Raw genomic sequence first — 249 nt, 5'->3', positions numbered from 1 at the left:
CTAGGTCAATCAGAAAGCGCTCAGGCGACGATTCAAGACAGCGGTGAAAACGGTGGTAATGATGATCGTCCAGTCATCACAGAAATCACAGGCGGTGCGGTTAAAGAAGGTGAATTAGCGTCTTTCGATGTGACGTTGAGCAACGCAAGTGAGCTTGCTACTTCAATTACGCTAAGCCTGGCTGACGGTACAGCGGAAGCTGCGTCTGATTACACGGCAACGACAGTTACCGTGGCATACACCGAAAAT

1 protein-coding gene is annotated in these 249 nt (G+C 49.8%); it reads left to right on the top strand.

Annotation, left to right across the window (positions count from 1 at the left end; translation table 11 throughout):
• Positions 1-249: hypothetical protein (locus tag RH46_RS22240; RefSeq protein WP_006878641.1), on the top strand; the 249-nt coding region annotated here is incomplete at both ends.

Origin of the sequence: Vibrio brasiliensis LMG 20546 (assembly GCF_000189255.1) — a bacterium.
In the GTDB taxonomy this organism is placed as follows: Bacteria; Pseudomonadota; Gammaproteobacteria; order Enterobacterales; family Vibrionaceae; genus Vibrio; species Vibrio brasiliensis.
Note: the sequence above shows the minus strand (reverse complement) of the source record. Positions and strands in the feature narration are given on the sequence as shown.